This is a genomic window from Xanthobacter sp. ZOL 2024, from assembly GCF_052932325.1.
In genome coordinates, this window is record NZ_CM128808.1 from 3669108 (window position 1) to 3689924 (window position 20817).

Here is a 20817-nt window from a genome sequence, read left to right on the forward strand (position 1 = left end):
CGCGCACGCCGGAGGAGGGATCTGAGGCCGGTGGTTTTATGGCTGTTGCAGGCAACGGGCACCCGGGGCGGCGGGTGCAATATGCGGCGTTGCCCTATCGCGTGCGGCGCGACGGGGAGGTGCAGCTGCGCCTCATCACCTCGCGGGAGACCCGGCGTTGGGTCATTCCCAAGGGCTGGCCCATGAAGGGTCTGTCTCCCTCGAAGGCGGCCGCCCGCGAGGCCTATGAGGAAGCCGGCCTGGTGGGCATCGTCGGGCGCGAAGCGCTCGGCATGTATACCTATGAGAAGAACCTCGGCCTGCGCTCGGTGCTGTGCGATGTGATGGTGTTTCCGCTCAAGGTGAAGCGCCATCTTCACAAGTGGCCGGAGCGCTCGCAGCGGGTGGGCTTCTGGTTCTCCATCGACAGTGCGGCCGCCGCGGTCCAGGAGGAGGAGTTGAAGCTGCTCATCCTGGCATTTGGCGCGCACATGGCCGCGCGGTGGGCCGCCAAGCACGCCGGCAAGCCGGAAGCTCTGGGCGAGCCGGACAAGGCGGCGCGGGTGGCCCAGGTGAGCGCGGTTCCCGCCGCCGACGTGCTGAAGGGGCCGGCGGTGGCGCCGGCCAAGGACAAGGCGAAGAAATCCGCCAAGAAGAAGCTGGCCAAGAACAAGGGACCGCTTGCGCCGGTGTCCGAGGCGGCACCCGCGCAGGAGGCGCCCAAGGAGGCGCCCAAGGAGGCGCCCAAGGCGGCGAAGAAGGCGGCCAAGAAGGCCGCCGCGCCCGCGCAAGACGAGGGTGCGCCGCCGCCGGGCGAGAAGGCGAAAGGTGCGGCGAAGGGCAAGGCCCCTGTGAAGGCCAAAGCCGCCGCCGTGGCAGAGCTGTCCCCCGGTGCCGCGAACGCTCAGGCCGCGGCCAACGTGCCTGGCGCAAAGGTGGGAACGGCCCGGAGCGCGGCCAGTGGTGCCGAGCCGGGGGCAGGGCGCAAGCTCTCGTCCATTCCGGTGCGTGCGCCTGCCAAGGCGAAACCTCGCGCCGGCGCCAAGGTCAAGGTGACAGGCAAGGGGTCTGGCAAGGGGCCTGGCAAGGGAACCAGCAAGGCAACAGGCAGCGGCGTGGGCGGAAAGACGCCGGGCGCCAAGGTGGCGCGAAACAAGGTGGCCGCAAACAAGGTGACTGGTTCCAAGCCTGCAGGGGGCGCGGCTGTAGGGGGCGCGGCTGCAGCGGGCACGGCTATAGGGGGCAGGGGGGCGCTCGCATCCGCCAGCGGGATCAAGACGAGCACGGTCAAGCCGGGGGTCACCAAGTCTGCCGTCAAGGTCGTGGCCAAGGTCGCGTCGAAGGCCTCGGCCAAGTCGGGTGCCAAAGCCGGGGCGAAACTTGCCCCGCCGGCGACGTCCGCAGTGAAGGTGAAGGCCGGGGGGACGAAGGCCGCCCCGGCCCGTGGCGACGTTTCTGCGGCCCGCGCCGAGACCGGCGCTGCGACGGACAAGAAGGCCGCAAAGGCCAAGGTGCGTGTCACGGCGGGCATGACGGCTGCCAGCGTGCCGGCGCCACCTGCGGTCGGCGACGAGCCGGCACGGGCATCCACCGGCGCCAAGTCGAAGACGCCGGTGAAGCGGGGGGGCAAGCGCGGGCGAAAGGCCCCGCACGCTCCGGCCACCACGCCGAAGCGCGGGGCGTGATCAGGGCCCCGCGTGCGGGGCCCATGTGCGCGGGTCTCAGTCGGCCGGCAGCACGGCGCGGCGGTAGAGATGCCATGTGGCATGGCCCAGCACCGGCAGGGCCACCACCAGCCCCAGGAAGGCGGGCAATGCGGCGATCACCAGGGTCACCACCACGATCAGCCCCCAGGCGATCATCGGTCCCGGGCTGGCGAGGACGCTCTGGACGCTGGTGATGATGGCCGTCACCACATCCACATCCCGATCCATCAGCAGGGGGAAGGAGATCACCGAGATCGAGAACACCGCCAGGGCCAGCGCGGCCCCCACCACATGGCCCACCATGAGGAAGGTGAGGCCATCGGTGGTGGTGAACAGCACCCGGATGAAGTCACCAAGGGTGGCGAACGAGGCGAAGCCCAGAAACAGCGCCAGCAGCAGCCGCACCTGGTACATCCAGATGATGAAGGCGAAGATGGAGACGAAGGCCATGGAGCCCAGCTGCCGCTTGCGCTGCTCGAACACGGTGCCGAGCACGCGGGACCAGGTGGGGGTCTCGCCAGCTTCCAGCTCGCGGCTCACCTCATAGACGCCCGCCGCGACGAACGGGCCGATGAGGATGGACCCGGCGAACAACGGATAGGCGAGATAGCTCAGGTCCAGGGCGAAAACGATGGCCAGCAGCGCAAGGCCGCCGAGGGCATAGATGCCGCCGAAGAACAGGCCGAAGACCGGGGCCCGGTTGAAATCGGTCAGGCCGTCCTCCAGGGCCGCCTTCACGTCGGCGAAGGAGATGGCACGTATACGTGGTGCGGCCGGTGTTGAGGTCGCGGTCTTGTCGACGACGTCCGTCATGTTTGCCTCCCGTTGGACTTTCCTTATTTTCTTCTGAGTTTGAGAGGGGGCGGGCACCTTGTAAAGAGGTGCAGCATGTGTGCGCTGCAACGAAAGGTGGCGGGTTACTGCAGAGGCTTGCGGGGGGATGTCTTGCGTGGCGCGCGCGCGCCGAGTTGAGTGAGGGTCTTGTCTTGCCGAGGGGTCATGTCGGACACACAGCGCCAGGGTGAGCGCGCGAGCGCACCGCATCGGCTCGACTCGGATCAGCTCGGATCGGATCGGCTTAACGCGCATCCGCTGATCGCGCGCCGGTGTCTGCTGCTGGCGGGCATCACTGCGGCCGGTCTCGCGGCGGGCCCGGCACGGGCGGCCACCGATCTCATCGCCACCCTGGTGGCCACCGGGCAGGCCGGTGTCGGCACGGTGGAGGCCGTAACCGGCGAGGTGCTGCTGGAGAGGGCGGCGGCCGGCGCACCGGCGGCGGCCGGTACAGCACTTCTTCCCGGCGACAGCATTCGCACGGGAAAGGGCGCGCGGGCGGTGCTGCTGCTGGGCGCGGCCACCCGCCTGCGCCTGGGCGCGGATGCGCGGCTGCGGATCGACCGGTTTGAAGCCGGCGAGGGCGGTGCGTTCACCCTTGTGGAGGGGGCGTTGCTCTACGAGCGGATTGTCCGCGGTGCACAGCCGGAGGTGACGGTGACCGCGCCTTTTGGCAGCGTCATTGTGCGCGGCACCCGGTTCTTCATCGGGCGTATCGATGGCGCTTATGGGGTTCTGGTGCTGCGGGGCTCGGCCCGCGTGAGCGCCGGGGGCGGCATGGTGACCCTCGAACCGGGTGAGGGGACAGAGGTGTTTCCCGCTGAGATCGGCCCGGAGCCGCCACGGCCTTGGAGCGAGGCGCGCATGCGCCACGCTCTGGCTCTGGTGGAATAGAGGCCCTAGCCGGACAGCATCTCGATGCGGGCCGTGGCCATGCGGATGCGCCCGGCCAGCAGCCCGGCCAGGTTGCGGATGATGCGTTCGGAGGCGCGCGGGTGCGCCTCCTGGAACAGCCGGAACTGATCCATGCTGAGCTCCATGCAGCTGGCTGCCGTATCGCTCCAGATGTTGACCGCCCGCGACTGGTCGATGAGCGCCAGCTCGCCGAAGGCCATGCCGGGAATGAGGGTATCGATGCGCATGTTCGAGGCGCTGCGCGCGCTGACGATGCCGCGCAGCAGGAAGAAGATCTTCGAGGGCGGATCACCAAGATCCATGATCTGGACGTCGGCTTCATAGGTGGCGCGGGTGCCGAGGCGCGACAGCTCGGCGATGTCCTCCGCCGTGAGCCCGGCCAGCAGCGCCTGCTTGCCGAGGTCGGCATCCACCGACAGGGGCGCAAAGCCGCCGTGGCGGTAGATGATCTGGTCCTCGGCCCATTCCACGGCGCCCTCATAGGTGGGGAAGATGCGCACGTGCGCGCCCTCCTCCTTCAGCGCCCACACCCGCGGTGCCACCGGCGCGCCATTGGCCACTCCCGCCAGAACCGTCGTGGTGGTGGGTGGCAGCTGGTGCTTCAGCATGCCCAGCAGGAGGTCCATGCCGGCATCGGTGATGGTGGTGACGCGGTGGAGGTTGAGGATGAGGAATTCGGGGATGCTGCGCGGCTCGGACAGGCAGCGGGTCACGTAATCCATGGTGGCGAAGGAAAGTTTGCCAGCCAGCTCCAGCACCCGGATCGCTCCGGATCGGTCCGACAGCAGGCGCTGCTCGTCCGGCTGCCGGCCGGGCTTGGGCGGCACCATGCGAAAATCGTAATCGGCCAGCACCGCCGCGCGCACGTTGCCGCGGCGGGAAAGCATGTGCAGGTCGAAGGTCTCGGCCAGATGCTCGCAGGTGCGGATGCCGCGCACGCTGTTGCCATGGGCGTCGAGGCGGGGCGAGAAGGTGCCGAGGCCGAGCTGGGAGGGCAGGGCGGCGAGGATGCCGCCGCCCACCCCGCTCTTGGCCGGCACGCCGACCCGATAGATCCATTCCCCGGCGAAGTCGTACATGCCGGACGAGATCATCACCGCCAGGGTGCGCGCCACCGCATAGGGGGAAGCGACCGTCTCTCCCGTGACCGGGTTCACCCCGTGGTTGGCGAAAGTGGCGCCCATGATGGCGAGATCGCGGGCGGTGACCAGAAGCGAGCATTGCCGGAAATAGACGTCCAGCACCTCATCGACGCTGCGTTTCAGGCCGCCGTAATTGTGCAGCAGGTAGGCGATGGCGCGGTTGCGGTCGCCGGTGGCGCGCTCCGACTGGAAAACGGCCTCGTCTACGCTGAGGGTGCGACCGGCGAAGCGGCCCAGGGTGGCGGCGATGAGATCGAAGGCCTCCGCCCCGCGCGCATCGGCCAGCAGGCCGGAACAGGCGATGGCGCCCGCATTCACCATGGCATTGAAGGGGCGGTTGTCCGGCCGCAGACGAATGGAATTGAAGGCGTCGCCGCTCGGCTCGACGCCAATGGCGGCCTCCACCGCCTCGGCCCCCAGGGTGTCGAGGGCGAGGGCGAAGACGATGGCCTTGGAGATGGATTGGATGGTGAACGGCACCCCGGTGTCGCCCGCCTCATAGACATGGCCGTCGGTGGTGGCGAGGGCGATGCCGAACTGGTCCGGATCCGCCTTGCCGAGCTCGGGGATATAGCGCGGCACTTCGCCGTCCTGCAGCGGCGCCAGCGCGGCATGGGTCTCGCGCAGGAAATGGAGAAGCGGCGTGGCGAGGGGGGAAATTGCTGCAGTCGGCACCGATGACCCGCTTCCGGCAAGATGGCGAAGCTTCAGACTAAACCGGAGCGGGCGGCGGCGATAGCGCAAGGGACCGGGCACGACGACGGCGCGCCCCGGCGGAACCGGGGCGCGTTGGGGGCTCAGAACTTCACGCTCACCCGGGTGTTGATGGAGCGGCCGGGGCCGGCCACCGCATAGCCCCAGATGGGCGAGGTGCCCATCATGGTGGTCTGGCGGTAATTCACCAGGTTGGCGCCGCCCAGCGGCAGGTCGTACTGCGTGTCGAGAATGTTCTCGATGCCGAACTCCACCTTCACCATCTCCCACTGGTAGGCGGTGCGGAAGTTGAGGAGGGCATAGGCGTCTGTTTCCAGCTCGTTGTGCACCTGGCTCACCAGCGTCTTCGAGCTCACCATCTGCAGTTCCAGGCTGGAACTCCAGCCGCCCAGGGTGTGATCGAGGGCGATGGTGCCGTTGAGCGGCATCATGTGGTAGAGGTTGATGCCATCGGTGCGCTGGCCCTGCACGAAGTTCAGGCTGCCGCGGAAGCTGCCCTGCCCATAGGTATCGTTGTCCCAGATGGCCAGCCGGCCATCGATATTGACGCCGTAGAGCCACGCATCGTGGTTGGCGAACTGCAGATAGACGAAGCTGTTCTGCGCGGTGGCGTTGTTCGACAGGTTCGCAAGGCAGCCGGCGAGCGTGCAGCGGTCCACGTCGATATAGTCCACCACATAGCTGTAATAGGGCGAAACCTTCAGTTGCCAGGCCTTGTTGGCCGGGTCGTTCCAGGTCGCGGTGAAGCTCACGGTGTGGGCGGCCTCGGGGTCGAGGTCGATATTGCCCACATAGCCGTTGCCGTCGCCGAACCAGCCGATCATGCTCATGGCCATGGCGCTGGTGGACCAGGTATAGCGCTCATAAAGGTTGGGCGAGCGGGTCTTGCGGGCGAGGCCCAGCTCATAGAGGCTGGTGGTGTCGGGCTGGTAGCGCAGCAATGCCGTGGCATCGATGTTGAAGTCGGTGCGGGCGTGGTCCTGGGCGTTGAAGGCGGCGGCGTCCGCCCCATACATCATGGAATTGTAGCCCTGCACGTCGCCCGTGTTCATCCACACGATGTCGTTGCGCACACCAAGCACGGCGGTCCATTTGTCGTCGATGTGGCGCTCCCACTCGACGAAGGTGCCCACCCTGAGGCGCTGGCCGTTGTTGATGTTCCAGAAGGTGTCCGGGCCCATCATCATGGAGCCGTCCACCGGCGGCCACCAGTCATCCAGCATGTTGTAATAGGTCTCGTTGCCGACCCGGATGATGTCGTGCGCCGAGACGCCGAACGTCCCCTTCACCGTATAGCCGAGGTCGGTGGAGCGGGTGTCCATGGGCATGTCGGAGCTCTTGTCCGGCTCGATGAAGCCCATGGTGTGGCGAATACGGTTGGCGAACACGCTGGCTTCCACCTTGCCCCAGTCGAACAGGCCCTCGTAACGGCCGTTGGCATAGAGGCTCTTGTTCTCCACCAGATCCATATACTGGTTCACGAAGCCTTCGGACGGGATGAACTGCCCGCCGATCTCCGCCGTGAAGATCTGGTCCTGAACCTTCTTCGAGATGCTCAAAGCATGGTTCTGGGTCTCGTACATGGTGGATTTGATGGTGGTGCCGTTGCCCGACGTGTAGTCGCCGGAACGGGCCCAGCCACCGGTATAGGTGACGCTGGTATCGGCATTGGAGACGGTGGCGCGGGCATCGGTGCCCACCGCATTGCCGTTGCTGCGATAGAAGCCGGAGACCTCCACCGACGTGGTCAGCCCTTCGCCTTGCGTGAAGCGCGGCGGGGCCACCGTGATGTCTGCCTTGGCCCCGGTGAAGTCACCGCCGACGCTCACCGGCGCGGTGCCCTGATAGACCCGCATGCTGGAGATCATGGTGGGGTTCAGGAACGACATGGGCGGGTTCATCTCGTTCGGGCAGGCGGGGCTGAAGATCATGCCGTTGATGGCCACCTGCACCCGGTCCGCCCCCATGCCGTTCACCGCCGGCAGGCTGGAGACGCCACCGGCGCCCCAGGCGGCACCGCCGGGAATGCGGGTGATGAGGCTGGCCGAGTCGCTGCTGAACAAGGTGGCCGTGGCCGCTTCTCCGGTGGTGATCGTCGCCGTGTCAGCGGGGGTGAAAGTGGTGGCGGGTCCGCTGTCGGTGTCGGCGGGCCGGGACACCACGACGGTGGGCAGCGGCTGGGCGTCTTGGGCTTCCTGGGCGCGGGCGGGCACGGCCGGGGCGAGCGCCAGCAGGGAGAGGCCGAGGGTGGGCAGGGATGCGCCGGCGCGCAGCCGCGCCCGGATGCGGGTTTCAGGGTGAGGGGACATGAGAGAGGGATCCGGAGGACAGCCGGGCGTGCCGCTGCGGCGCCGCGCCCGGCGTTCAAGCCGTGATGCAGCTGCGCGCGAGCGGTGGGTGGACCGGCGCAGGGTTCAAATGATCAGGATGAAACAGGCCCGGCACGAAGGCGCGGGCGCAGATCAGGCGCGGACGGGGGGCGCGCGGGGCTGCTGGGGCCGGTAGGGCTGCCCCTGGTCCACCAGATCGCGCACGATGACGCGATAGCGCAGCTCCAGCGCATAGCGGGTGGGCACTGGGCTCTGCGGTGGGGTGGGCAGCAGGGCGAGATCCACCCGCGCGAGGCACAGCGGGCAGTGGATGGCGGCCTTCTGCGGCGCGCTGCCGTCCTGATCCACCGACTGGGCGGCGGTGCACAGGGGAATGCCCTGGGCGATGGCCTCACCGGCGAGGCTGGCGATGATGACGCTGGAGAGCAGCAGCTGGAGCACGAGCAGATAGGCCGTCGCCCATGCGGCAACGCCCGCCTTCCGCCGAATTCGCCCCAACATCCCCGTCATTTTCGCTCCCTGGTAGGAGTCGTTAACACACGGGTGACGAAGAGGGAACCAGCGCGCGATGCCGCCGCGGCGCGGCGCCGGATGTCAGCTCCACACCAGCGCGGCGCGCAGGCCGGGCCGGTCGGCGCGATTGGCGAAGGTGAGGCGAGCGCCGAGCCGGCCCGCCGCCATCTCGGCGATGGTGAGGCCGAGACCGGTCCCCGACGCGCTCTTGTGCCGGCCGCGATAGAAGCGGCGTGTGATGAGCGGCAGCTCAGCCTCGGCGACGCCGGGGCCTTCGTCCTCCACCATGAGCCCGGTGGCCATGCCCTGTGCGTTGGTGACCGGCGCCCAGGTGATGCGGCCCCCAGCGGCCATGTGCTCCACCGCGTTCTCATGGAGATTGCGCAGCACCAGATGCAGCGTCTCCTGGTCCCCCTTCAGCTTGAGGCCGTCGGGCAGCAGGTGCAGGTCCACATTCACCTGCGGCGGCCTGTGGCTGCTCTCGATCACCTCCCGCAGCACCCGCCCCGCATCCACTTCGCTGTCGAGCCTCGGCGCGGGGCTCGCTTCCAGCCGGGAGAGGGCGAGCAGCTGGCGCACCAGCCGGGTGGCCCGGTCCACCGAAACCAGGATCTGCCGCAGCGCGCCCTCGCGGGTGGGGGCATCGTCGGCGGCCAGCGCCACCTGCGCCTGCGTCTTCAGGCCGGCGAGGGGCGTGCGCAGCTCGTGGGCGGCAAAGGCGGTCACTTCCCGCTCGCGGGTGCGGGCCGCCTCCACCTTCGAGAACAGGCCGTTGAGGGCGGTGAGCAGCGGGCGCACCTCCGCCGGCGCGCCATCGGTGGGCACCGGCCGCATGTCCTCGGCATCGCGCCCGGCGATGTCGCCGGCCACGGCCGCCAGCGGCCGCAGGCCGCGGCCGACACCCACCCAGATCAGCAGGCCCAGCAGCGGCAGGATGAGCACCGCCGGTGCCAAGAGCCCCGCCACCAGATCGCGCACCAGGCGATCGCGCAGGCCGATGCGATCGCCCACCGTGACGCGCACCCCCTTGGTGGCATCGACGATGGTGTAGACGCGCCAGGTCTCGCCATTCACCGTGCGATCGGCGAAGCCTTCGGTATCGGCGGCAAGGTCGCTCGATGGCGCGCCGGAGGAGCGCCCCACCAGGCGCCCGTCCATGGACCAGATCTGGCAGGAGAGCTGGCGGGCATAGCCGCCGCTGGCCTCCAGATTGAGGCTCGGCGCATCGGCGAGATTGCCGTTGGAGACCAGGGAATGGACCATGGTGGCCGCCTCGCGCAGGCGGTTGTCCAGTACGTGCTCCAGCTCGGCGCGGCTGCCGAGGCTGATCCAGGCGACCGCGCACAGCCACAGCGCCCCGGTGGCGCCGAGCAGGAGCAGGAAGAGGCGGCGGCGCAGGGAGGTCATTCCGCCACCCGCATGCGATAGCCGAGGCCGCGCACGGTCTCGATGGCTTCGCGGCCCACCTTGTTGCGCAGATTGTGGATGTGCACTTCCACCGCGTTGCTCTCCACTTCTTCCTGCCAGCCGTAGAGCCGTTCCTCGATCTCGGCCTTGGAGCGGATCACGCCCGGCCGCTCCATCAGCGCCGCCAGCACCGCGAATTCGCGGCGCGAGAGCGGCACGGGGGCGTCGCCCACGGTGGCGGTGAAGCTGGCGGGATGCAGGGTGAGGGCGCCGGCCTTTAGCACCGCCTCGGCCCGCCCGGCGCCGCGGCGGGTGATGGCGCGCAGCCGCGCGGTGAGTTCGTCCAGATCGAACGGCTTGCCGAGATAATCGTCGGCGCCGGAATCGAGGCCGCGCACCCGGTCGGTGGTATCGTCGAGGGCGGTCAGCAGCAGCACCGGCGTCGCATCGCCCTGGCTGCGCAGATGGGCGAGCACGTCGAGGCCGGAGCCGTCGGGCAGCATGAGGTCGAGCACCACCGCGTCGAAGCGCCCGGCCTTGAGGGCGGTGCGCGCGTCGGTGCAGCAGTCCACACAGTCCACCGTCGCCCCGGAGAGCCGGAGACCGGATTTCAGGCCATCGGCGAGGACCGGATCGTCCTCCACAACAAGGATGCGCATGCCTCTCCTTATCCCGCGCGACGGCGGCTGCCGATCACGAACGCGCTAGGCGGCCATCCTCCACCCGCAACTTAAGGCTGGCTTAAGGTGGGGCCCCCACTGCGACTTCCGCAAGGAGGCGCCGGCAATATGCGCAGACTCATCCCTTCAGCTCAGGTTCTTGCGTGGCTTGTCGCACTGGTCGCGGGCAGCGCGTGGGCCAGTCTCGCGATGGCGCAGACGCGCGCCGAGCCGCCTGCCGCCGGGTCGGTCTTCTCCGTGGCCGCGACCCGCGGCGCCGGCGGCGACCTGACGGTGATCTGGACCGCCGCGCCCGGCACCTATCTCTATCGCGACAGCCTCGGCGCGCGCGTCGATGGCCATGTGGCGCCGCTGACCCTGCCGCCCGGCACCGAGAAGGACGATCCCAATTTCGGCCGCGTGGACGTCTACCACGGCTATGTGGATGGCACCGTCAGGGATGCGCCCGCCAAGGGTCGGCTGGTGGTGACGTTTCAGGGCTGCGCGGACGAGGGCATCTGCTATCCCCCGCTCGCCCGCGCCATCGATCTGGAAACCCTTGCGGTGAGCGATGTGCCGGCGGATCCGCTGAGCACCCGGGCTGCCGCGCCGGTGGTGGGGGACGCGGCCAGCTCCGCCGCAGCCGAGGTTGCAGCCACCGCCGCATCCGCCGCCGGGCCGGCTGTTGCGCCGGTGGCCGCGCCGGCTTCCGAGGGCTCCACCTGGAGCGATCCGGCGGCACTGTTGCGCGGCGGGCTGGGGCCCATGCTGCTCGCCTTCCTCGGCTTTGGCGTGCTCCTGTCGCTGACGCCCTGCGTGTTTCCCATGATTCCCATCCTCTCGGGCCTGCTCGCCCGCTCCGGTGAAGGGCTGTCGGCACGCCGGGGCGTCGCGCTCTCCACCTCCTACGTGATCGCCATGGCGCTGGCCTATGGCCTGCTGGGGCTGGTGGCGGGCTGGTCGGGCGCGAACCTCCAGGCCGCCCTGCAGACGCCATGGGCCCTTGGCCTTGCTGCGGCGGTGTTCGTGGCGCTGGCCCTCTCCATGTTTGGCCTGTTCGAGCTGCAGGTGCCGCCGGCGCTGGCGGCGCGCCTTGCCGGCGGCCATGCCGGCCCGGGTGGCTCGCTGGCGGGCGCGGCGGTGCTCGGCTTCGGCTCCGCTCTGGTGGTGGGGCCGTGCGTGACCCCGCCGCTCGCGGCGGCGCTGCTTTATGCGGCTGGCAGCGGCGCGGCCCTCACCGGGGCGGCGGCCCTGTTCATGCTGGGTCTCGGCATGGGGCTGCCGCTGATCGCGGTGGGTCTGTTCGGCGCGCGGGTGCTGCCAAAGTCGGGGCCGTGGCTGGCGCGGGTCAAGCAGGTGTTCGGCGTGGTGTTCCTGGTGGTGGCCGCCTCGCTGGTGACGCGCCTGTTGCCGGGGCCGCAGACGTTGGCGCTGTGGGGCGCCCTGGCGTTGGGCCTCGCGGTTTTCCTCGGCGGCTTCGATCACCTGACGGCGGCCAGCGGCTGGCGGCCGCGCCTGGGCAAGGCGGCGGGGTTGGTGAGTGCGGTCTATGGCGTTGCTTTGGTTCTGGGCGCCAGCGGCGGCGCGCAGGATCCGCTGCGGCCGCTGGCCTTCCTGTCGAGCGGCGCCGCTCCCGAAGCCCCTACGACCGAGCTGCGGGTGACCAGCCTCGAGGGGCTGAAAGAGGCGCTCAAGGCCAATGCCGGCGATCGCCCGGCCCTGGTCACCTTCACCGCCGCCTGGTGCACGGTGTGCAAGTCCAATGAGGCGGTGATGGCCGAGCCGGCGGTGCGCCAACAGCTGGCCGGGGTGCCGATCATCGCCGCCGACATCACCACCTATGACGCCGCCGCCAAGGCCTTGATGGAGCGCTATGCCGTTGTGGGCCCGCCCACCGTGGTGCTGCTCGACGCGGCGGGACGGGAAGTCCCCGGCTCGCGCATCACCGGTCCGCTGACGGCGGAGGACCTCACCCGCCGGCTCGGCGCCGGCGCCTGATCCCCATTTCCATCGGAGACGACGATGAAACGCAGAGACTTGCTCGCCTTTGGCCTCGCCGCTCTGGCCATGGGCGCCGCACCGTGGCCAGCCCTGGCCCAGTCCCAGCCCGAGCCGCAATCCCAGCCCATCGATGTGGAGGGCATCCTCAACGATCCGCGGGTGCCCACCGGGGGTAACCCCAAGGGCGATGTCACCATCGTCGCCTTCCTCGATTACAACTGCCCCTACTGCAAGACATCGGCGCCCGATCTGGCGCGCATCGTCAAGGAGGATGGCAAGATCCGGGTCGTCTACAAGGATTGGCCGATCTTGACCGAGGCGTCCGTCTATGGCGCCCAGATGGCCCTCGCCGCCAAGTATCAGGGCAAGTATGACGCGGTGCATCACGCGCTGATGGCCATTCCCGGGCGCCGCATCCCGCAAGAGCAGATGCTGGAGGCGATCAAGGGGGCGGGGGTCGACATGGCGAGGCTCGATGCCGATCTGCAGGCCCATGGCCCTGAGATTGTCGCAGTGCTGAAGGCTAATCTCGCCCAGGCGGACTCGCTCGGCTTGAGGGGCACGCCGACCTATCTGGTGGGGCCGCTGAAGGCCTCCACCCTCGACTATGCGAGCTTCAAGCGCATCGTCGCGGAAGCCCGCCGTCGCCAGGCCGAGGAGCAGTGAGACCGCATGCGGGTATCTTCGATCATGTCGGCCGAACCCCTGGCCCTGTCTCGTCGCCTGTTCCTGGTGAGCCTGCCCCTGGGCCTTGCCGCCTGCACCACCACGGGCACACCGCAGCCGGATACCCGGGCCGGGCTGCCGCCGGGTGTCTCCCCCTCCGATGTGGCCCGTTACGGCGCCGTCGGCGGCGAGCCCTTCACCGTGCCGGCGGTGGATATGGACGAACTGAAGCCGGCCTATATGCGCCGGCTGGTGAAGGACCCCACCGGCGAACAGCCGGGCACGCTGGTGGTGGACCCGCACAGCCGCTACCTCTATCTCGTGCAGGAAGGCGGCATGGCCCTGCGCTATGGGGTCGGTGTCGGTCGCGAGGGGCTGGAATTCAGCGGTCGGGCCAATGTGGCCTACAAGAAGGAATGGCCGCGCTGGACGCCCACCTCCGACATGATCGCCCGTGAGCCGCAGAAATACGCCAAGTGGTCGGGCGGCATGGCCGGCGGCGCCGAAAATCCACTCGGTGCCCGGGCGCTCTACCTGTTCAAGAACGGCAAAGACACACTCTACCGAATCCATGGCACCAACGAGCCCTGGTCCATCGGCGAGGCGGTCTCATCCGGCTGCATCCGCATGATGAATCAGGATGTGATCGACCTCTATCGTCGCGTGCCCAACGGCGCCAAGGTGGTGGTGCTGCCGGTGGCGGCCACATCCTGAGCGCGCGGACATGAAAGGGGTGGCGGCGCAGTGGTCCGGCGGGCCATGATCGCCCCATGAGCCAGCCATCCCTCTCGCCCACCACCCCGCGTCTTTCCGCCGATGCGCCGTTCAACCTCGCGCGCTACTGCCTCGACAGTGGCGCCGACGCGGGCAAGCCCGCCCTCCTGGTGGCGGAAGGCCCCACGGGGCGGATCATCGAGAGCTGGAGCTATGGCGAGCTGCGCCGGGCGGTGGCGCAGGTGGCCGGAGGCTTCGCGAGCCTGGGGCTCGGCAAGGGGGAGCGCGTGCTGCTGCGGGTCGGCAACACCTCCACCTTCCCGCTGCTGTTCTTCGGCGCCATCGCCGCCGGTCTGGCGCCGATTCCCACCTCCACCATGCTCACCAGCCATGAGGTGGACCTCATCCTGGCCGATTCCGGGGCGCTCCTGGTGATCGGCGACGGATCCTGCTCCATGCCGACGGCGCTGCCCGGCGGCGCGGTGCGGGTGCTCCGGGCGGCCGACATCGCCCGGCTATGTGCCGGGCCGGCGGTGGACTTCGCCGATACCGCGGCGGATGACCTGGCCTTTCTCGTCTACACCTCCGGCACCAGCGGCCGGCCCAAGGGCGTGGCCCATGCCCAGCGGGTGGTGCTGGGGCGCATCCCCATGCGCGAAGGCTGGTATGGCATGACAGCCAGTGACCGGCTGTTTCACGCCGGCGCCTTCAACTGGACCTATACGCTGGGAGTGGGCCTCATGGACCCGTGGGCCCTGGGGGCCACCAGCATCGTCCATCTGGGCGAGCGCCCGCCAGAGGCCTGGCCCGACCTTCTGGAGGCCACCGGCGCGACCCTCATGGCGGCGGTGCCCGGTCTTTATCGGCGGATCCTGAAATATGCCGACGTGACGCCCCATCGCTTTCCCACACTGCGCCACGGGCTGACCGCCGGCGAGGCGCTCAAGCCCACCCTCCACCAGGAGTGGCTGCGCGCCAGCGGGCGACCGCTTTATGAGGCGCTGGGCATGAGCGAGATTTCCACTTACGTCTCGTCGAGCCCCACCGTGCCCACCAAGCCCGGCAGCCCGGGCAAGCCCCAGGCGGGCCGGCGCATCGCCATCCTGCCCCTGGATGCCGCGGCCAGCGACGCCGAGCAGCCGCTGCCGTTCGAGGCCACCGGCGTGATCGCCGTGCATCGCTCCGACCCGGGGCTGATGCTGGGCTATTGGGGCCTGCCGCAGGAGACGGCGGCGGCCATGCGGGGCGATTGGTTCGTCACCGGCGACGTGGGGCATTTCGATGCCGATGGCTATCTCTGGTACGACGGGCGGGCCGACGATCAGATGAACGCCTTCGGCTACCGTGTGGCGCCGGAGGAGGTGGAGCGGGCCATCGTCGAGCATCCGGCCGTGTCCGAGGCCGCGGTTCGCGAGACGCGGGCAGGGGAGGTCTCGGTCATCACCGCCTTTCTCGTGCTGCAGGAGGGGGCGGAGGTCAGCGAGGCGGAGCTGGACGCCCACGTGGCGAGCCGGCTCGCCGACTACAAGCGGCCCCGGGCCTGGGTGTTCCTCAAGGAACTGCCCCATACGGGTTCAGGCAAGGTGATGCGCCGCGCCCTCCAGCGCTGAGAGCCCCTCAGGCCGGCGCGCTTAGCGCCGCCGCCAGAATGGCCGCCACGGTCAGGTCGGCGGTGGTGCCCGGGTTGAGGCCACGCGCCTTCAGGCTGGCGTCACTGGCGGCCAGCGCCGCGCGACGCTCAGTGGTCGTCGCGCCGGCCAGCTGGCACCGAAGCGCCTGCGCCTCCTGGCATACCTGCTCGGCGGTTGCGGCGCCGAACTTGCGGGCGATATGGCTGTCGGGCCATCGGGCGAGCAGCGCCAGATAGGCATCCTCGATGGCCGCCGGCGCGAACGGCGTGGCCAGGAGGTGCGGCATCGCCAGCTCGAAAACGTCGGCATAGTCGTTGGTGTATTGCGCGGCGATGCGATCGCGGTGGGCGGCAATGGCCATGGCCGCGCGCAGATCGAGCCGCGCGGGGGCGTGCACATCGGCTTCCGGTGCCGCGCCCAGCCCGCCGGGATTGGCGGAGGCGATGGCGTGGAAGGCCTCCTGCGCATCGGCCTGCGTGAGGTGAGAGAGGACCGCGCGCAGACGGTCGCGCAACGGTGTGGCGCCGGCCTCCAGCGCTGCGGCGACGAGGGGCGCGGTCAACAGGATGATGCCGAGGTTGGTGTTGCAGCCGGCCACCGCCAGGGAGGCATCCACCGCCCGCCGGATCCGTTCGCCCACCGCCAGCCCGGGACGGGCGATGACCGCGGCGGCGGCCTCCGCCGCCCGCTCGAAATGGGACACGTCCATGCCGTGTCCGGCGGCGAACACATGCACGTTGCCGGGCTTCAGGGCCGAAAGCTCGGCCCGGCAGGCGGCCGCGAACAGGCGGGCGACGGCATCCGGCGACACGGACGGGTTTCCTTGATGGCGCGGTGAAAGGGGATCAGGCGGCCGGTTCGGCCACCGGCTGCAGGCCGAGCTGCTCGCGCACGTCGGCCATGACCTCCGCCAGGCGCGCGCGGGCGATTTCCGGCGTCGGCCCGGTGGTGCGCACCGTGCACACCGGCGCGCCGCAGGGGATGGCGGCGCCAGCCGGCGGACGATCGGACACGGTCTCGGGCAGGGCGCAGGCCGGCACCAGCAGGTCGCGCTCCGCATAGAGCACGCAGGCCGCATGTGCTTCGGCCGGGGCCGGCACGGACTCCGGCAGCCGCCCGCCGCACGCGGCGAGGTGCAGGCCCAGCAGTGGCGGCAGCGGGTCCACGTCGAAAATGTCCAGGGTGGCACCGAGCCGGGGATTGACCTCCACCAGGTGCCAGCCGTCCTCGGCCACCACGAAATCCATGGAGATGAGGCCCACCAGGCCGCAGGCGAGGGCGATTTTCTCGGCGCCGGCGCACATGGCCTCGGCAAAGCGCTCCGGAAGCGCCACCGGGCCCACCGCGCCGCCGTAGCGGAACGGGTGCGCGGGATGGTTGTCGCGCCACTGCCGCGAGGCGCCGATGACCCGGGTCTCCCGTCCGTTGGCCAGCATCAGCAGGGAATAGGGTTCGCCGCGCACTTCGCGTTGCAGGTAATAGCCAGCCTCCGGCGGGCTGAGATCCCCCGGGGACCGCCGGCGGATGTGGGCGCCCCCGGCCCCGCCCACCTTCTTTTCTAGAATGGTGACGCCGGCGAACTGGCCGGGCTGCGGCGCCGTGGTGCTGATCTCCGGGAACGGCACACCCAGGTGGCCGCAGAGCGCCGACAGCGCCTCCGGATCCTTCAGCATCCGCACCGTTTCCGGCGAATTGCCGAGCAGCGGATTGCGGGCGGCGATGCGCGTCATCAGGTCGATGTCGTCTTCAAGGCCGCCGCCGAGCACCACCGGCAGGCCCTGCGGGGCCAGGTGCTTGAGCGCCTGGATGAGATCGTCGCCGTCAAACACATAGCCATTGCGCTTGTGGACCCGGACACAGCGCGCCGCATGAGCGCAGGTATCCAGATCGGCGAACAAGTCGAGAGCGAGGGCGGCGAACCCGGCCCGTGCGGCGCTGGCGGCCAGCGGCCGCGCGGAGAGGGCGATGAGTGCGAGATCCATGCTGATCGGCCTGCCTTGTTCCCTGGACCCACCCGCCTGACCCGGCGCAGACGCTCACCGATCGGGCGGCCCAAACTGGTTCATTACATTCATGGGCGTCGGCGGGGGCAACGACGACGCAGTGGACTGAAGACCCCCCGCGGGCCATGGCCCAGGGGCTTCACATGTCCGCATCCGCCCTGACGGTGCGGCAATGGGGCGGATGAATGACGCCCCAGGCCTGCCGTGCGGCCTACACGCCGCCCCTGGAGGCCTCCGCGTCCATGACACGGATTTCGGCACCGTGATTATTTCCCGGCACGCAATCGAATGTCAGGTTTGTGAACGATGCAAAGCGATGGCGCAAGACCTCAACGAGTTGCTGCGCCTGCGATGGATCGCCCACCAGCGCGAAACCCGTTGGCCCCCAAGAGCTTTGCCCCACACCCGCAAAGCCTTGGCCTTCCATGAAGGCGACCGCGTCCGCGACCATCGGGCTGGAGAATCGCCCACCCCCCTGGGCCGCCGCATAATGATCGCCAAGGGCGCGCTGCCACTCGCCGATGGCCGCGCCGAAGGTGGCGATGTCTCCCTCCGCCAGGGCCGGCAGGGCGCGCAGCAGCATCAGGTGAGAGAGATGCGCCGCCAGCGCCTCGGGAAAGGGCGGCAGCTCCGCCATGGCACGGGTCTCGGCTTCGCCGGAGAGGCCTTCGCGGCTGGTGTCGAACACCAGCACCACCCGCCAGTTGGCGGGAATGGGCAAACGGGAGAGCAACGGCGGCGGCAGGGCCGCGGCCGGGGACGCGACATCGGTCGGCTTGCCACCGTCGAGAATGATACCGCCCTGGGTGAAGGCCTCGACGCCGATGGCCGAGCGCAGTCCGCGGCCGATGACGGTGGCCACGGCGCGCGCATCGAGGGACTGTCCGCACAGGCGGGCCAGGGCCACGCCCACCGCCAACGCGAGCTGCGTGCCGGAGCCCAGCCCGCCGTGCGCCAGCAGCGCCGACTCGACCCGCACGGCGAACGCCCCCTCCAGGCCGAGCGCGGTGCGCATGCGATCGCGCACCCGTGCGGCGCGGGCGGCGTCCGGCCCCTCCGCGCTGTCGACGGGAGCGCGGGCGACGGTGACATCCGTCAGCGGCCGCTCCAGGGTCAGGCCGAGGCTTCCGAACCGCCGCCCCAGGGCGCCGCCGAGGTCGAGGAAGCCGAGATGAAGGCGGGCCGGGGCCCGCACACGCACCGCTGCCGGCAGCGCCATGCTACTGCCCGAGCGCGGCGCGCAGCCGGGCCGCGTGCTCGGCCAGAACGTCCGGCTTCTCCATCTCGCTGGCCGGCGGCTTCATGGGCACGCCGAGGTGCCGGGGGATCACATGCACATGCAGATGGAACACCACCTGGCCACCGGCTTCCTCGTTGAACTGCTGCACGGTGACGCCATCGGCAGCGAACGCGGCCTTGCCGGCGATGGCGATGGTCTTCGCCACCTTGGCCACATGGGCGAGGTCATCGGGGGCGATATCGAGGATGTTGCGGGCCGGCGCCTTGGGGATCACCAGCGTGTGGCCGGGACAGCGCGGCATGATGTCCAGGAACGCGAACGCCTTGTCGTCCTCATAGACCTTGTGCGCCGGCAGCTCGCCGCGAAGGATCTTGGCGAAGATGTTATTGGGATCGTAAGCCGGCGTATCGCTCATTCTGGCGTCCTCCTGATTGCGGAAAGGACATCGCAGGGGCGGGCGGAGGGGTCAAGGCCCCGCGGGCGCGGTGCGCCCTCCCGCTGCCGCGCCGCCACGTCGCAGGCGCGGCGTCCGGTGGGGACGGGGCGTCAGCCGAAGCGGCCGGTGATGTAATTCTGCGTCTGCTTCTGCCGGGGGCGGGTGAAGATGCGGTCGGTGGCATCGAACTCCACCATCTCGCCCAGATACATGAAGCCGGTGAAATCGGAGACCCGAGCCGCCTGCTGCAGGTTGTGGGTGACGATGGCCACCGTATAGCGCGCCTTGAGCTCCAGCATGGTCTCCTCGATCTTGGCGGTGCTGATGGGGTCGAGGGCCGAGCACGGCTCGTCGAGCAGGATCACCTCCGGCCGCACGGCGATGGTGCGGGCGATGCAGAGCCGTTGCTGCTGGCCGCCGGAGAGGCTAAGGCCGCTCTCCTTGAGGTGGTCCTTTACCTCGTCCCAGAGCGCCGCCTGACGCAGGGCGTGCTCCACCTCCACCGCCACCTCGGCTTCCGGTGGCGCGCGATTGAGGCGGATGCCCAGGGCCACATTGTCATAGATCGACATGGGAAACGGCGTCGGCTTCTGGAACACCATGCCGATGCGCGCCCGGAGGGCGGCCGGGTCGAGGGCGGGAGACAGGATGTTCTGCCCGTCCATCAGCACCTCGCCTTCCACCCTTTGGTCGGCATAGAGCTCATACATGCGGTTGAAGACCCGCAGCAGGGTGGACTTGCCGCAGCCGGAAGGCCCGATCAGCGCGGTGATCTGATTGGCAAAGAGCGGCATGGAGACATCGCGCAGGGCGAGCTGACTGCCATAATAGAAATTCACATGCCGGGCCTCGAGCTTCACCGGACGCGCGCCGAAGGGGGCGTGGCTCGAGGTTCCGACCTGGGGTACAGGCGGCGTGTGCATGGACATCACGGCGCTCCTCCGCGTGGTCGTCATCGACCATATCATGGAGGTTGTCCCGGATGTCCTTATGACACTTTTTCGGCGATCGACATTTTCCGGCGCGTCATCCCCGTGCTTTGCGGCGCGGGGACGCGCGGGGGTCAGTTCTGGCTCTGGCTCTGCGCCTGGGCGAGCCGCGGCGGCGCGCGCCCGTCGCAGGCCGTCACCTTTTCCAGGCAATCGGCGCCGGTGCTGCGCAGCGGTGCAACGGCCAGGGCATCGAGACCCACCGCCAGGCGCACGTAATTCTCGGTGGCGCACAGATTGCGCCCGCAATCGAAGGCGACCCAGCCGATCTTTGGCACATGCAGTTCCGCCCAGTGGCGCGCCGCGCCCACGTCGTCGACGGCCAGATAGCCGGAGATGTGGCGGGCGGGGAAGCCGAGATGGCGGGCCGCGGAGGTGAAGACGTGGGCGATGCCGCCGGAACACGCCTTCTTTGCCGCCAGGGCATCTGCGGCGGTGAGCGGGCCGCCCAGGGCCGAGCCCTCCCCCTCGCTGACCGCTTCATGCAGCGCCACCATCAGGGTGTGGGCCTGAATGAGCGGATCCTTCGAGCGGGCAATCGCGTCGGCGAAGGCGATGATGTCGTCGGTGGGATGGGTGAGATCGGTTTGCCGCAGGTAGAGGGCGGCCGGAAAGGGCTCCACCGTGCCGCGCACGATGCCGGTGGTGTCGGTGGTCTCCACCTCGCCCTCGGCCGTCACCGCCACCTTCTCGGCGGGGCCTTCCACGGTGAAGGCATGGCAGAGGTTTCCGAAAGCGTCCTCCTGCGGATACAGGCGGCAATCGGAATCGAGGTCGAGGGTCCAGCGCTGGACGAACTGGCCCTCGTGGGAGCGCGGCGTGAGGCGCACCGTGACCGAAAGGTTGCGGCTGCCGGGCTCGAAGTGCTGCGTGATCTCGTGACGAATGCGAACGCGCATGAGGAAACCTCAAGAAGGCGTGGGGGCGTGGCGGACACA

General features: G+C 69.5%; 18 protein-coding genes. 6 read left to right on the top strand and 12 right to left on the bottom strand.

The genetic code is table 11. The annotated features are described in order from the left end of the window. Positions 1-38 precede the first annotated feature (38 nt). Positions 39-1664 (top strand): NUDIX hydrolase, encoded by a 1626-nt coding sequence (locus ACU4E7_RS16750; RefSeq protein ID WP_447019533.1) that lies wholly within the window; start codon positions 39-41, stop codon positions 1662-1664. 36 nt (positions 1665-1700) lie between these two features. Here ACU4E7_RS16750 and ACU4E7_RS16755 read toward each other — a convergent pair whose 3' ends face one another. Beyond that, positions 1701-2498, bottom strand: coding sequence for a DUF2189 domain-containing protein (locus ACU4E7_RS16755; RefSeq protein ID WP_447019534.1), 798 nt, complete (start codon positions 2496-2498; stop codon positions 1701-1703). Between the two features lie 186 nt (positions 2499-2684). On the opposite strand from ACU4E7_RS16755, the gene ACU4E7_RS16760 reads away from it, so the two are divergent. Next, a complete protein-coding gene (locus ACU4E7_RS16760; protein ID WP_447019535.1) occupies positions 2685-3413 on the top strand; it encodes a FecR domain-containing protein in 729 nt (242 codons plus the stop codon). 5 nt (positions 3414-3418) lie between these two features. Here ACU4E7_RS16760 and glsA read toward each other — a convergent pair whose 3' ends face one another. The 5 genes from glsA to ACU4E7_RS16785 all read right to left on the bottom strand — a co-directional run bounded on the left by glsA (position 3419) and on the right by ACU4E7_RS16785 (position 10199). Then, complete coding sequence (gene glsA, locus ACU4E7_RS16765; protein ID WP_447019536.1) at positions 3419-5251, bottom strand: glutaminase A; 1833 nt, start codon at positions 5249-5251, stop codon at positions 3419-3421. A 122-nt stretch (positions 5252-5373) separates the two neighbouring features. Then, positions 5374-7599 carry a TonB-dependent receptor gene (locus ACU4E7_RS16770; RefSeq protein WP_447019537.1) on the bottom strand — a complete coding sequence of 742 codons (2226 nt, stop codon included), beginning with the start codon at positions 7597-7599 and terminating at the stop codon, positions 5374-5376. Between the two features lie 153 nt (positions 7600-7752). Then, entirely contained in the window at positions 7753-8121 is a 369-nt protein-coding gene (locus tag ACU4E7_RS16775) for a DUF2946 family protein (RefSeq protein WP_447019538.1), read from the bottom strand. A 93-nt stretch (positions 8122-8214) separates the two neighbouring features. After that, positions 8215-9540, bottom strand: a complete 1326-nt coding sequence (locus ACU4E7_RS16780) for an ATP-binding protein (RefSeq protein WP_238122804.1) — start codon at positions 9538-9540, stop codon at positions 8215-8217. Continuing rightward, positions 9537-10199, bottom strand: a complete 663-nt coding sequence (locus ACU4E7_RS16785; protein ID WP_447019539.1) for a response regulator — start codon at positions 10197-10199, stop codon at positions 9537-9539. The genes ACU4E7_RS16780 and ACU4E7_RS16785 overlap by 4 nt, the downstream gene beginning before the upstream one ends. Before the next feature lie 210 nt (positions 10200-10409). Between ACU4E7_RS16785 and dsbD the strand changes: the two genes are divergently transcribed. From dsbD to ACU4E7_RS16805, 4 genes are read left to right on the top strand one after another with little or no spacing between them, the layout of a single operon-like run. Continuing rightward, a complete protein-coding gene (gene dsbD / locus ACU4E7_RS16790) occupies positions 10410-12197 on the top strand; it encodes a protein-disulfide reductase DsbD (protein WP_447019540.1) in 1788 nt (595 codons plus the stop codon). 24 nt (positions 12198-12221) lie between these two features. After that, on the top strand, positions 12222-12866 hold the full coding sequence (locus tag ACU4E7_RS16795; RefSeq protein ID WP_447019541.1) for a DsbA family protein: 645 nt from the start codon (positions 12222-12224) through the stop codon (positions 12864-12866). Between the two features lie 6 nt (positions 12867-12872). Then, positions 12873-13580, top strand: coding sequence for a L,D-transpeptidase (locus tag ACU4E7_RS16800; RefSeq protein ID WP_337927144.1), 708 nt, complete (start codon positions 12873-12875; stop codon positions 13578-13580). Between the two features lie 56 nt (positions 13581-13636). Then, positions 13637-15190, top strand: coding sequence for an AMP-binding protein (locus ACU4E7_RS16805; protein ID WP_447019542.1), 1554 nt, complete (start codon positions 13637-13639; stop codon positions 15188-15190). 7 nt (positions 15191-15197) lie between these two features. Here the strand turns inward: ACU4E7_RS16805 and ACU4E7_RS16810 are convergent, their stop codons facing one another. The 6 genes from ACU4E7_RS16810 to ACU4E7_RS16835 all read right to left on the bottom strand — a co-directional run bounded on the left by ACU4E7_RS16810 (position 15198) and on the right by ACU4E7_RS16835 (position 20778). After that, a complete protein-coding gene (locus tag ACU4E7_RS16810) occupies positions 15198-16022 on the bottom strand; it encodes a triphosphoribosyl-dephospho-CoA synthase (RefSeq protein WP_447019543.1) in 825 nt (274 codons plus the stop codon). Between the two features lie 34 nt (positions 16023-16056). After that, positions 16057-17193 (bottom strand): ATP-grasp domain-containing protein, encoded by a 1137-nt coding sequence (locus ACU4E7_RS16815; RefSeq protein ID WP_447019544.1) that lies wholly within the window; start codon positions 17191-17193, stop codon positions 16057-16059. A gap of 232 nt (positions 17194-17425) precedes the next feature. Beyond that, positions 17426-18433, bottom strand: a complete 1008-nt coding sequence (locus ACU4E7_RS16820) for a beta-ribofuranosylaminobenzene 5'-phosphate synthase family protein (RefSeq protein WP_447019545.1) — start codon at positions 18431-18433, stop codon at positions 17426-17428. 1 nt (position 18434) lies between these two features. Then, complete coding sequence (locus tag ACU4E7_RS16825; protein ID WP_238122796.1) at positions 18435-18869, bottom strand: HIT family protein; 435 nt, start codon at positions 18867-18869, stop codon at positions 18435-18437. A gap of 131 nt (positions 18870-19000) precedes the next feature. Further along, positions 19001-19813, bottom strand: coding sequence for a phosphate ABC transporter ATP-binding protein PstB (gene pstB / locus ACU4E7_RS16830; protein ID WP_447021655.1), 813 nt, complete (start codon positions 19811-19813; stop codon positions 19001-19003). A gap of 140 nt (positions 19814-19953) precedes the next feature. Further along, complete coding sequence (locus ACU4E7_RS16835) at positions 19954-20778, bottom strand: transglutaminase N-terminal domain-containing protein (RefSeq protein ID WP_447019546.1); 825 nt, start codon at positions 20776-20778, stop codon at positions 19954-19956. Between the last annotated feature and the right edge of the window lie 39 nt (positions 20779-20817).

Bases quoted from the DNA above. Each gene is read 5' to 3' on its own strand.
- ACU4E7_RS16775 (WP_447019538.1), bottom strand. From the start codon at position 8,121: ATGTTGGGGCGAATTCGGCGGAAGGCGGGCGTTGCCGCATGGGCGACG.
- ACU4E7_RS16835 (WP_447019546.1), bottom strand. From the start codon at position 20,778: ATGCGCGTTCGCATTCGTCACGAGATCACGCAGCACTTCGAGCCCGGC.
- ACU4E7_RS16805 (WP_447019542.1), top strand. From the start codon at position 13,637: ATGAGCCAGCCATCCCTCTCGCCCACCACCCCGCGTCTTTCCGCCGAT.
- ACU4E7_RS16815 (WP_447019544.1), bottom strand. From the start codon at position 17,193: ATGGATCTCGCACTCATCGCCCTCTCCGCGCGGCCGCTGGCCGCCAGC.
- ACU4E7_RS16785 (WP_447019539.1), bottom strand. From the start codon at position 10,199: ATGCGCATCCTTGTTGTGGAGGACGATCCGGTCCTCGCCGATGGCCTG.
- ACU4E7_RS16795 (WP_447019541.1), top strand. From the start codon at position 12,222: ATGAAACGCAGAGACTTGCTCGCCTTTGGCCTCGCCGCTCTGGCCATG.
- ACU4E7_RS16755 (WP_447019534.1), bottom strand. From the start codon at position 2,498: ATGACGGACGTCGTCGACAAGACCGCGACCTCAACACCGGCCGCACCA.
- dsbD (WP_447019540.1), top strand. From the start codon at position 10,410: ATGGCGCAGACGCGCGCCGAGCCGCCTGCCGCCGGGTCGGTCTTCTCC.
- ACU4E7_RS16780 (WP_238122804.1), bottom strand. From the start codon at position 9,540: ATGACCTCCCTGCGCCGCCGCCTCTTCCTGCTCCTGCTCGGCGCCACC.
- ACU4E7_RS16820 (WP_447019545.1), bottom strand. From the start codon at position 18,433: ATGGCGCTGCCGGCAGCGGTGCGTGTGCGGGCCCCGGCCCGCCTTCAT.
- ACU4E7_RS16825 (WP_238122796.1), bottom strand. From the start codon at position 18,869: ATGAGCGATACGCCGGCTTACGATCCCAATAACATCTTCGCCAAGATC.
- pstB (WP_447021655.1), bottom strand. From the start codon at position 19,813: ATGCACACGCCGCCTGTACCCCAGGTCGGAACCTCGAGCCACGCCCCC.
- ACU4E7_RS16800 (WP_337927144.1), top strand. From the start codon at position 12,873: ATGCGGGTATCTTCGATCATGTCGGCCGAACCCCTGGCCCTGTCTCGT.
- ACU4E7_RS16770 (WP_447019537.1), bottom strand. From the start codon at position 7,599: ATGTCCCCTCACCCTGAAACCCGCATCCGGGCGCGGCTGCGCGCCGGC.
- ACU4E7_RS16760 (WP_447019535.1), top strand. From the start codon at position 2,685: ATGTCGGACACACAGCGCCAGGGTGAGCGCGCGAGCGCACCGCATCGG.
- ACU4E7_RS16750 (WP_447019533.1), top strand. From the start codon at position 39: ATGGCTGTTGCAGGCAACGGGCACCCGGGGCGGCGGGTGCAATATGCG.